Genomic DNA, 10,892 nt, shown 5'->3' on the forward strand with positions numbered 1-10,892 from the left:
CCCTATGCCCCTCCCCCGTGCCCCGTCGGCTACCGATTCGTCGCCGCGACCCACCGGTCGAGTACCGCCCGCGCCGCCCCCGAGTCGATCGACTCCGCGGCCCGTTCCATCCCGTCCCGCAGCTGCTCCGCCAGGGACCCGCTGCCCGGGTCCAGTGCCACCAGCGCCGCCGCCGAGTTCAGCAGCACCGCGTCGCGGACCGGGCCCGTCTCCCCCGCCAGCAGGCGCCGNNACCCGCGACGTCGCCGTGGTCGTCAGCTCGTCCAGTCCGTCGTCGCCGCGGAACACCAGCGACGAGTTGCCGCGCTCGGCGAAGACACCCGCCATGATGGGCGCCATACGGGGGTCCGCGACGCCTACCGCCTGGGCCCGCACCTTCGCCGGGTTCGCCAGCGGCCCGAGCGCGTTGAACACCGTACGGATGCCCAACTGCCCGCGCGCGGCGGCCACATGACGCAGCGCCGGGTGGAACTTCACCGCGAAGCAGAAGGTGATGCCCGCCTCCTCGGCGACCTCCGCGACCCGCTGCGGGGTCAGCTCCAGATTGACGCCGAGCTTCTCCAGTACGTCGGACGCGCCGGAGGCCGAGGACGCGGCCCGGTTGCCGTGCTTGACGACCTTGGCGCCCGTACCGGCGACGACGATCGACGACATCGTGGAGATGTTGACCGTCTTGGCGCCGTCGCCGCCCGTGCCGACGATGTCGACGGTCCGCCCCGACACCTCGATCACCTTGGCGTGCTCGTACAGCGCCCGCACCAGCCCGGTGATCTCGTCGACGGTCTCGCCCTTGGCCCGCAGCGCCACCACGAACCCGGCGATCTGCGCGTCCGTCGCCTCACCGCGCATGATCTGGTCCATCGCCCAGAACGTGGCGCCGGCGTCCTGGTCCTGCCCGGCGAGGAGCGCGTTCAGCACCTGGGGCCAGGAACGGTCCGCCGCGGTGTCGCCTCCGGCGGGGGTCACAGCGCTCATCAGCCGCTCCTGGTGGTCGTAGCCGCGGGGACGGTCACCGCCCGCGGACGCGAGGTCATCGATGGCTCTCACCCTATCCAGCTCCGAGCACGGCGAAGCGGGGGATCAGTGGTGGCCGTGGCCGCTCGTGATCTCCTTGTACTCCTCGACGCTGGGCTTGAGGATCTGGTTGTCCTTGCTGTAGTAGCCCTTGCTCAGCTTGGCCCGCAGCTTCTCGCGACGCGTGATCTTGCGGGTGACGCCGTTCTCGTCGACCGCGGGACCGATCTCGGCCGGCTTGTACTGCTCGTGCGCCGTGAGCGTGTGCAGCTGCTCCTGGCTGAGCGGCTCGTGGACCTCGATGAACTCACCGTGCGGCAGGCGCTTGATGATGCCGGTCTCGCGACCGTGCAGGATCTTGTCCCTGTCGCGGCGCTGGAGGCCGAGGCAGATGCGCTTGGTGACGATGAACGCGAGGACCGGGGCCACGAAGAACGCGATCCGGACGAACCAGGTGATGGCGTTGATCGACAGGTGGAAGTGGGTCGCCCAGAGGTCGTTTCCACCACCGATCAGCAGAACCATGTACCAGGTGATCCACGCGACGCCGAAGGCCGTCCGGGTCGGGGCGTTGCGCGGGCGGTCCAGGATGTGGTGCTCGCGCTTGTCGCCGGTGACCCAGGACTCGATGAACGGGTAGACCGCGATCGCGACCAGGACCAGCGGGAAGATCACCAGCGGGATGAACACACCCAGGACGAGCGTGTGGCCCCAGAAGTTGATCTCCCAGCCCGGCATCACACGGATCAGACCCTCGGAGAAGCCCATGTACCAGTCGGGCTGGGCGCCGGTCGACACCTGGTCCGGGCGGTAGGGACCCATCGTCCAGATCGGGTTGATCGTGGCGATCGCCGAGATGATCGCGATGACACCGAAGACCAGGAAGAAGAAGCCTCCGGCCTTGGCCATGTACACGGGCAGCAGCGGCATGCCGACGACGTTGTTGTTCGTCTTTCCGGGGCCCGCGAACTGCGTGTGCTTGTGGTAGAAGACCAGGATCAGGTGCGCCACCACCAGGCCGAGCATGATGCCGGGCAGCAGCAGCACGTGCACCGAGTAGAACCGGGCCACGAAGTCGCCGCCGGGGAACTCCCCGCCGAAGAGGAAGAACGACAGGTACGTGCCGACGATCGGCACGGACAGGACCGCGCCCTCCATGAAGCGGACACCGGTGCCGGAGAGCAGGTCGTCCGGGAGCGAGTAACCGGTGAAGCCGGTGAACATGCCCAGGACGAACAGCAGGAAGCCGAACAGCCAGTTGACCTCACGCGGCTTGCGGAACGCGCCGGTGAAGAACACGCGCATCATGTGCACGAACATGCCGGCGAGGAAGACCAACGCGGCCCAGTGGTGGATCTGCCGGATCAGCAGACCACCGCGCACCTCGAACGAGATGTGCATGGTCGAGTTGAACGCCTCGGACATCAGCTGGCCCTGCAGCGGGACGTACGGGCCGTGGTACTCCACCTCGTTCATCGACGGGTGGAAGAACAACGTCAGGTACACACCCGTGAGGATGATGATGATGAAGCTGTAGAGGCAGACCTCACCCAACATGAACGACCAGTGGTCGGGGAAGATCTTGCGCATGTTGGCCTTGGCCAGGGAGTAGATCCCGAGCCGGCCGTCGGCCCAGTCGGCGACGCGCTCGCCGGCCGGTGCCTTCCCACGCTTGTCGCGTGCGTCGGTGGTGGTTGCAGTGCTCATCCGCGCTCCCAGAAGGCAGGACCGACGGGCTCTTCGAAGTCGCTCAGGGCTTCGAGGTAGCCGTCTTCGCCGACGGTGATCCGCAGCTGCGGCAGGGCGTGACCCGCGGGACCGAAGATCACCTGGCCCGCGTCGGCGAGGTCGAAGGTGGACTGGTGGCAGGGGCAGAGCACGTGGTGCGTCTGCTGCTCGTACAGGGAGATCGGGCAACCGACGTGGGTGCAGATCTTCGAGTAGGCCAGGATGCCCTCGTGACCCCACTCCAGTGACTTCTTGGACTTGATGTTGTCCGGCTGGATCCGGACGATCATCAGGGCGTCCTTGGCGATGTTCTTCTGGAAGTCGTGGTCGTGCTCGTCGAGGCCGTCCGGCATGGCGAAGGTCAGCGACCCGACCGCGACGTCCGCGGGACGCAGCGGCTCACCCGTGTTCATGTTGACGAGCTTCTTGCCCTTGGCCCAGGTGGTGTGCCGCAGCTTGGTGCCGGGCAGCGGACCGAGGTCGCGCAGCAGGACGACACCGGAGAGCGGGACCATCGCCATCGCGCCGAGCATCGTGTTGCGCACCAGCTTGCGCCGGCCGATGCCCGACTCGGCGGCACCCTGCTTGAAGTCCGCGTGGACCTTCGCGCGGACCTCGGGCGAGGCCTCGATCGGGTGACGCTCGTCGGCGACCTCCACATCGGACATCAGGGTGCGGGCCCAGTGGACCGCGCCCGCGCCGATGCAGAACAGGGCCAGGCCCAGGGTGCCGCCCAGCGCGAAGTTCAGCGCGCTGATGTGCCCGATCGGCCAGACGTAGATCGACCGGTCGACGGGGATCGCGACATACGAGGCGATGAACGCGATGGTGGACAGCATCGACACCGTGAACAGCAGGGCGACCGTGCGCTCGGACCGCTTGGCGGCCCGCTCGTCGATGTCCTGGATCCGGTGCTCGTGGGGCGGGAGGCCGGGGTCCGCGAAGGGGTTCTCCTCGTCCGCGACCTTCACCGCGCCGTGCGCGTCGCCCTGCTCAGCAGGCAGGTTCTCTTCTGGAATGTCTTGGCTACTCATGACTTCTTGGCCTTTGCGGTCCGAGCGGCGACCCACACGGCGACAGCGATCAGCGTGCCGAGACCGAAGACCCAGCCGAACAGGCCCTCGCTGACGGGACCGAGTCCGCCGAGGCTGAGGCCACCGGGCTCCACGGTGTCATCGCTGTTGACCGCTTCGAGGTACGCGATGATGTCCTTCTTGTTCTCCTCCGACAGCGTGGTGTCGGGGAAGGACGGCATGTTCTGCGGGCCGGTCTGCATGGCCTCGTAGATGTGCTTCGGGTCGACACCCTCAAGGCTCGGCGCGTACTTGCCCTCGGACAGCGCACCGCCCTTGCCGGTGAAGTTGTGGCACTGAGCGCAGTTCGTCCGGAACAGCTCGCCGCCCTCGGCGATGTCCGCGCCCTCGGGGTTGTACGTGTTCTCGGTCGGGATCTCGGGACCGGCGCCCAGCGAGGCGATGTACGCCGCGAGCTGGTCGATCTCGGCCTGCGAGTAGATGTTCTTCTTCTTCGGGACCTGCGCGCCGGGCTGCTGCGCCGGCATACGGCCCGTGCCGACCTGGAAGTCGACGGCCGCCGCGCCCACGCCCACCAGGCTCGGCCCGTCGGAGGTGCCCTCGCCGCCCTTGCCGTGGCAGCTGGCGCAGCCCGTCAAGTAGAGCTTCTTGCCCTCCTCGATGGTGAGGGTCTGGGCGGTTTCATCGGCCTGCGCCTTGTCTGCGGGCGCGAAGGCGGTGTACAGCCCCCCGGTGGCCGCCAGCGCGATGAGTAGGACGACGACCGCCGCCAGCGGATGGCGTCGTCGTGCGGAGAGCTTTTTCACGGATTACCCCGGTGTCAGGATCTTCTGCGTCGGTGCTTCTGGAAGGGTCGTTCTCGGGATCGAGGCGGGCGTACGGTCCGCCCGGCTCGTCCGCCCCGATTACTTGATCATGTAGATCGTGGCGAAGAGGCCGATCCAGACGACATCGACGAAGTGCCAGTAGTAGGACACGACGATGGCCGCGGTCGCCTGCTCGTGGGTGAACCTCTTGGCCGCGTAGGTGCGCCCGAGGACCAGCAGGAAGGCGATGAGGCCGCCCGTCACGTGCAGGCCGTGGAAGCCGGTGGTCAGATAGAAGACCGAGCCGTACGGGTCGGACGAGAGCGACAGGCCCTCGTGCTTGACCAGCTCGGTGTACTCGAAGACCTGACCGCCGATGAAGATCGCACCCATCACGAACGTGACGATGAACCACATCCTGAGCTTCTTCACGTCCCCGCGCTCGGCGGCGAACACGCCGAGCTGGCAGGTCAGGGAGGAGAGCACCAGGATCGTGGTGTTGGTCGCCGAGAACGGGAAGTTCAGGGTGTCGGCCTTCTCCGACCAGAACTCCGGACCGGTCACCGATCGCAGGGTGAAGTACATCGCGAAGAGGGCCGCGAAGAACATCAGCTCGGAACTCAGCCAGATGATGGTTCCGACGCTGGTGAGGTTCGGCCGGTTGACCGACGGGTGCGCGTGCCCGGTATCTACTGTCGTTGCTGTCGCCACGACCGACATTATGTCGGTCGCTTATCCCGCCCTCACTCCGGGGGGTGCCGTTCGGAGTGTTGCTCCCTTCCGTACCGGTGCTGACGTGGTGTTCAAGGGAGTAGCATCCGCGCATCGGTCCCTGTCCGTACGACGTCTGAATCTTCTGCGTAACGGAGGAACAATGCGCCCGACCGCCACGGTGCTGGTGTACAGCGACGACTCCAACACCCGTGAACAAGTACGGCTGGCGACCGGCCGGCGCCCCGCCCCGGACGTCCCGTTCGTGGAGTTCCTCGAGTGCGCGACCCCCGCGGCCGTCGTGAAGGAGCTGGACAAGGGCGGTATCGATGTCTGCGTCCTCGACGGTGAGGCCGTGCCCATGGGGGGCATGGGCCTGTGCCGGCAGATCAAGGACGAGGTCTTCGAGTGCCCGCCGGTGCTGCTGCTGATCGGCCGGCCGCAGGACGCGTGGCTGGCGACGTGGAGCCGCGCGGACGGCGCGGTGACGCTGCCGGTGGACCCGGTGGAGTTCGCGTCGGCGCTGGCGTCCCTGCTGCGCGGGAAGCGGGCGCTGAGCGCCTAGTACCCGCCCGCGCCCCTGAGGGGGCGCGGCCCTTCCCTCACGCCGATTCGGGGCGCAGACGGGCCTGGAGCTCGGAGCGGGGGGCCTGCTTGGTGCCGGCCGTGAGGGCGCTGCCCTCGCGCCACTTCTGCCAGTCGAGGTTCCAGTCGCCGAAGCCGTTGCCGAAGGGGGCCATGGTGTCGCCGGCGGAGTTGACGACCTTGACGATGTCGCCCTCGTTGATCGTGTCGTAGAACCACTCGGCGTTGGCGCTGCTCATGCCGGTGCAGCCGTGGCTGACGTTGGCGTAGCCCTGGGAGCCGGTGGACCAGGGGGCGGCGTGGACGTACTCACCGCTGTTGGTGACCCTGACGGAGTTGTGGACGACCAGGTCGTAGAAGTCCGACGCACCTATGCTGGCGCTGGTCATGCGCACGGTGCCTTCCTTGGCCAGGACGACCTTGACCCCGTTGCGGGTGTCGTAGCCGGGCATCCCCGTGGTGACCGGGATCTCCTTGATGACCTTGTCGTTCTTGTAGACGGTCATCTGGTGCGCGGCGGCGTCCGTGACAGCGACGATCTTGTCGCCGGTGGTGAGCGTCAGGGGGTCGGCCTTGCCGCCCCAGAGACGGTCACCGATCTTTATGCCCTCCAGGTTGCTGCGGACCTTGATGGTCGCGCCCGCGGGCCAGTACTCCTTGGGCCGGTAGTGGAGCTTCTTGTCGTCCACCCAGTGCCAGGCGCCCTCCGCGGCGGGCGTGGACTCCACCTTGAGCGCGCGTTCGACGACTGCCCTGGCCGCCTTGTCCTTGACGGCCCTGCTGAGTTCGGCGGTGACGGGCTGGCCGACGCCGTACTTGCCGCCCTCGGGTCCGAAGGTGACGGTCAGGCGCTTCTTGGCGAGCGGCCGGCCGGTGTCGAAGGACCGCTCCTCGCGGCCGGGGGCGCCGTCGTCGTCCTCGGTGCTCACCCGGACCGTGTAGCGGGCGTTGGCGGCGAGCGGTGAGGTGGAGTGCCAGCGGCTGCCGTCGGCGGAGAGTTCGCCCGCCACATAGCGTCCTGCGGCGTCCACGGCGGTGACGTCGGTGATGCGTCCGTCGTCCTCGGCGGTGACTTCCAGGGGCTTGTCCGGGTCGGCCTTCTCGCCGTCGCCGGAGGGGGTGTTGAAGGAGACCTGGTCGGCCGCGTCGTACGGCTTGCCCGAGAGCGGGTGCCCGCCGGAACCGCAGGCGGTGACGCCCGCTCCCAGCGAGACGACCAGCAGGGTGCAGCTGAGGACCGTGCGGTTTCGCGGTGTAGTGCTCATGGCTTCAACGTAGGAACGGCCGTCGGGCGCGGCGCGCCGAGTGGGCCGAGTGAGGGACATTCGGTGTGGCAAACGAGGGAAGCCCGGACCTCCTGTCGGAGTGTCCGGGCTTCCGCCGCTCAGCGCGTGTTACTGGTTCTGGTTCTCTCCGCGGTAGTACTCGAAGACCCAGCCCCACAGGCCGACCAGGATGACCGGCAGGGAGAAGTACAGCAGCCACCAGCCGAAGACGACGCCCAGGAAGGCGAGCGCGCCGCCGACGCCGAGGGAGAGCGGCTGCCAGCTGTGCGGGCTGAAGAAGCCCAGCTCGCCCGCGTCGTCCGCGACGTCGGCCTCCTTGTTGTCCTGTGCGCCGACGTCGACCCGCCGGGCCGTGAAGGCCAGGTAGTAGCCGACCATGATGCACAGGCCGAAGGCCAGGAAGAGCGCCGTGGTACCGGCCGGCTCCTTCGACCACACGCCATAGACGATCGCCATGGCGAGGACGAAGACGCTCAGCCAGATGAACATCTTGCCCTGGATCTTCACTTGCCGGCCTCCTTGCCGCTGCCGCTGCCCGCGAGCTCGTTGGCGCGGGGAGCGCCGTGCGCGAGCTGCTCGAGCGCGGCGATCTCCGGGTGGTGCAGGTCGAACGCCGGGGATTCGCTGCGGATCCGCGGCAGGGTGAGGAAGTTGTGCCGCGGCGGCGGGCAGGAGGTCGCCCACTCCAGGGAACGGCCGTAGCCCCACGGGTCGTCGACGCCGACGGGCTTGCCGTACTTGGCCGTCTTCCAGACGTTGTAGAGGAACGGCAGGATCGACAGGCCGAGCACGAAGGAGCTGATCGTCGAGATCGTGTTCAGGGCGGTGAAGCCGTCGGCCGCCAGGTAGTCGGCGTAACGACGCGGCATGCCCTCGGCGCCCAGCCAGTGCTGGACGAGGAACGTGCCGTGGAAGCCGATGAACAGCGTCCAGAACGTGATCTTGCCGAGGCGCTCGTCGAGCATCTTGCCCGTCCACTTCGGCCACCAGAAGTGGAAGCCGGAGAACATCGCGAAGACGACGGTGCCGAACACCACGTAGTGGAAGTGCGCCACCACGAAGTACGAGTCGGAGACGTGGAAGTCCATCGGGGGCGAGGCCAGGATGACACCGGTCAGACCACCGAAGGTGAAGGTGATCAGGAAGCCGGTCGCCCAGAGCATCGGGGTCTCGAAGGACAGCGAGCCCTTCCACATCGTTCCGATCCAGTTGAAGAACTTCACGCCTGTCGGTACGGCGATGAGGAACGTCATGAAGGAGAAGAACGGGAGGAGCACGCCGCCGGTGACGTACATGTGGTGCGCCCACACCGTGACGGAGAGGCCGGCGATCGCGATGGTCGCGCCGATCAGGCCCATGTAGCCGAACATCGGCTTGCGGGAGAAGACCGGGATGACCTCGGAGATGATGCCGAAGAACGGCAGGGCGATGATGTACACCTCTGGATGGCCGAAGAACCAGAAGAGGTGCTGCCAGAGCAGTGCGCCGCCGTTGGCCGCGTCGAAGACGTGGGCCCCGAACTTGCGGTCCGCCTCCAGGGCGAACAGCGCGGCCGCGAGGACCGGGAAGGCGAGCAGGACCAGGACACCGGTCAGCAGCACGTTCCAGGTGAAGATCGGCATGCGGAACATGGTCATGCCCGGTGCGCGCATGCAGATGATCGTGGTGATGAAGTTGACCGAGCCGAGGATCGTGCCGAAGCCGGAGAAGGCCAGACCCATGATCCACATGTCGGCGCCGACACCCGGGCTGCGGACCGCGTCCGACAGCGGGGAGTAGGCGAACCAGCCGAAGTCGGCCGCACCCTGCGGGGTGAGGAAGCCGGCCACCGCGATCAGCGAGCCGAAGAGGTACAGCCAGTACGCGAACATGTTCAGCCGCGGGAACGCCACGTCGGGCGCGCCGATCTGCAGCGGCATGATCCAGTTGGCGAATCCGGCGAACAGCGGCGTCGCGAACATCAGCAGCATGATCGTGCCGTGCATCGTGAACGCCTGGTTGAACTGCTCGTTCGACATGATCTGCGTGCCCGGGCGGGCCAGCTCGGCGCGCATGAGGAGCGCCATGACGCCGCCGATGCAGAAGAACGCGAACGACGTGACCAGGTAGAGCGTGCCGATCGTCTTGTGGTCGGTCGTCGTCAGCCACTTGACGACGACCTCACCGCGGCGCTGGCGCCGGACGGGCAGCTCGTCCTCGTAGTGGGACCCAGCCGCCGCGGCACCCTGAGGTTCGTTGAGGATGCTCACAGTACGTTCGTCTCCCGGTTCTTCTCGTGCTTCGTCTGCTCAATACCGGCCGGGACGTAACCGGTCTGGCCCTGCTCCGCGAGCTCCTTGAGGTGCTGCTCGTAGCGCTCGGGGGAGACGACCTTGACGTTGAAGAGCATCCGCGAGTGGTCCACACCGCACAGCTCGGCGCACTTGCCCAGGAAGGTGCCCTCCTGGTTGGGGGTCACCTGGAAGGCGTTGGTGTGGCCCGGAATGACGTCCTGCTTCATCAGGAACGGCACCACCCAGAAGGAGTGGATGACGTCACGCGAGGTGAGGACGAAGCGGACCGTCTTGCCCTTGGGGAGCCAGAGGGTCGGGCCGGGGTTGCCGGTCTGCGGGTTCTTGTCACCGGGGATACCGCAGGTGTAGACGCCGCCGGCGTTGGCCGGGAAGTCCTTCTTGTACCGCTCCGGGATCGCGGCGAGGTTGGCGTCCTTGGCCGCGTCACCGGTGGAGCCGTCGACGTTCTCGATGTAGTTGAAGCACCAGCTCCACTGGAAGCCGACCACGTTGACCGTGACGTCCGGCTTCTTGGACGTGTCGAGGAGCTTCGACTCGTCGCGGGCGGTGAAGTAGAACAGCACCGAGACGATGATCAGCGGAACGACCGTGTACAGCGCCTCGATGGGCATGTTGTACCGCGTCTGTGGGGGAACCTCGACCTTGGTGCGGCTGCGCCGGTGGAAGAAAGCACTCCACAGGATCAGGCCCCAGACCAGTACGCCCGTGGCGAGCGCGGCCGCCCAGGAACCCTGCCACAGGGAGAGGATCCGGGGAGCCTCTTCCGTGGTCGGGGTGGGCATACCAAGGCGAGGGAAGTCCTTGTATGTGCAACCGGTGGCGGTCGCCAGGACCAGGCCCGCAGTCAGTGCCTGCAGCAGCTTCCGCCGCATCGGGCGCCGCGGCGAGCGGTCGGAGCCGTTGGGACTCACGTAGCGCCTTCCCGAGAGTCTCGCCCGCGCAGGTCAGGCTGCGGCCTTCTCGCTGGTCGGTCGCCGCCCTGCGGCGGGCAGGGGTTTGGATGTTTATGCGGACCAAACCCTACTGGACGCGATTTGGGGTCGCGCGGGGAGGGGGGCCCAACTCGCCGGGGGTCACGTGGAGCGGCCACCTGGGGGTGTCGGCTGCGCCTCATAGCTCGGGAGTTCGGACGATTTGGCGGGTCCGCGCGCGTTGTGGTCGTTCGCGTGGTTCCCCGCGCCCCTCCTCGGTCACCCCCAGGCTTTAGCGTTGACCTGTGGCGTACTTCGACTCTGCTTCCTCCGCTCCCCTCCATCCCGTGGCCCGGCAGGCGCTGTTGGCCTCCCTGGACGAGGGGTGGGCCGATCCCGCCCGGCTGTACCGGGAGGGGCGGCGGGCGCGGATGCTGCTGGACGCCGCCCGTGAGGCGGCCGCCGAGGCCGTGGGGTGCCGGGCGGACGAGTTGGTGTTCACCTCGTCCGGGACGCGCGCGGT

10 protein-coding genes and 2 pseudogenes are annotated in these 10,892 nt (G+C 67.6%); 2 read left to right on the forward strand and 10 right to left on the reverse strand.

The window, feature by feature from the left end:
- Positions 1-29 precede the first annotated feature (29 nt).
- The 6 genes and pseudogenes from AOK23_RS50435 to ctaE all read right to left on the reverse strand — a co-directional run.
- Positions 30-230 (reverse strand): annotated as a pseudogene (locus AOK23_RS50435) (anthranilate phosphoribosyltransferase); the annotation flags it as partial.
- A 2-nt stretch (positions 231-232) separates the two neighbouring features.
- Positions 233-975 (reverse strand): annotated as a pseudogene (trpD, locus tag AOK23_RS28700) (anthranilate phosphoribosyltransferase); the annotation flags it as partial.
- Positions 976-1,080: 105 nt separating this feature from the next.
- Positions 1,081-2,721: a cytochrome bc1 complex cytochrome b subunit gene (qcrB, locus tag AOK23_RS28705; RefSeq protein WP_055715521.1), complete on the reverse strand. Its 1,641-nt coding sequence runs from the start codon at positions 2,719-2,721 to the stop codon at positions 1,081-1,083.
- Positions 2,718-3,776: a cytochrome bc1 complex Rieske iron-sulfur subunit gene (qcrA, locus tag AOK23_RS28710; protein ID WP_055715522.1), complete on the reverse strand. Its 1,059-nt coding sequence runs from the start codon at positions 3,774-3,776 to the stop codon at positions 2,718-2,720. Before qcrA ends, qcrB begins: the two co-directional genes overlap by 4 nt.
- A complete protein-coding gene (gene qcrC, locus AOK23_RS28715) occupies positions 3,773-4,582 on the reverse strand; it encodes a cytochrome bc1 complex diheme cytochrome c subunit (RefSeq protein ID WP_055715523.1) in 810 nt (269 codons plus the stop codon). Before qcrC ends, qcrA begins: the two co-directional genes overlap by 4 nt.
- A gap of 99 nt (positions 4,583-4,681) precedes the next feature.
- Positions 4,682-5,302 carry an aa3-type cytochrome oxidase subunit III gene (ctaE, locus tag AOK23_RS28720; protein WP_055715524.1) on the reverse strand — a complete coding sequence of 207 codons (621 nt, stop codon included), beginning with the start codon at positions 5,300-5,302 and terminating at the stop codon, positions 4,682-4,684.
- 154 nt (positions 5,303-5,456) lie between these two features.
- Between ctaE and AOK23_RS28725 the strand changes: the two genes are divergently transcribed.
- A complete protein-coding gene (locus tag AOK23_RS28725; protein WP_055715525.1) occupies positions 5,457-5,858 on the forward strand; it encodes a response regulator in 402 nt (133 codons plus the stop codon).
- Positions 5,859-5,895: 37 nt separating this feature from the next.
- On the opposite strand, the gene AOK23_RS28730 is transcribed toward AOK23_RS28725, so the two are convergent.
- The 4 genes from AOK23_RS28730 to ctaC form a co-directional block, all read right to left on the reverse strand.
- Positions 5,896-7,143, reverse strand: a complete 1,248-nt coding sequence (locus AOK23_RS28730; RefSeq protein WP_055715526.1) for a L,D-transpeptidase — start codon at positions 7,141-7,143, stop codon at positions 5,896-5,898.
- 129 nt (positions 7,144-7,272) lie between these two features.
- On the reverse strand, positions 7,273-7,671 hold the full coding sequence (locus AOK23_RS28735) for a cytochrome c oxidase subunit 4 (protein WP_055715527.1): 399 nt from the start codon (positions 7,669-7,671) through the stop codon (positions 7,273-7,275).
- Entirely contained in the window at positions 7,668-9,413 is a 1,746-nt protein-coding gene (gene ctaD, locus AOK23_RS28740; RefSeq protein ID WP_055512660.1) for an aa3-type cytochrome oxidase subunit I, read from the reverse strand. Before ctaD ends, AOK23_RS28735 begins: the two co-directional genes overlap by 4 nt.
- Entirely contained in the window at positions 9,410-10,369 is a 960-nt protein-coding gene (gene ctaC, locus AOK23_RS28745) for an aa3-type cytochrome oxidase subunit II (RefSeq protein ID WP_055539540.1), read from the reverse strand. Before ctaC ends, ctaD begins: the two co-directional genes overlap by 4 nt.
- Before the next feature lie 305 nt (positions 10,370-10,674).
- Between ctaC and AOK23_RS28750 the strand changes: the two genes are divergently transcribed.
- The coding region (locus AOK23_RS28750; RefSeq protein ID WP_157878179.1) for an aminotransferase class V-fold PLP-dependent enzyme at positions 10,675-10,892 on the forward strand (218 nt) is incomplete at its 3' end.

Source organism: Streptomyces torulosus (genome assembly GCF_001419765.1).
In the GTDB taxonomy this organism is placed as follows: Bacteria; Actinomycetota; Actinomycetes; order Streptomycetales; family Streptomycetaceae; genus Streptomyces; species Streptomyces torulosus.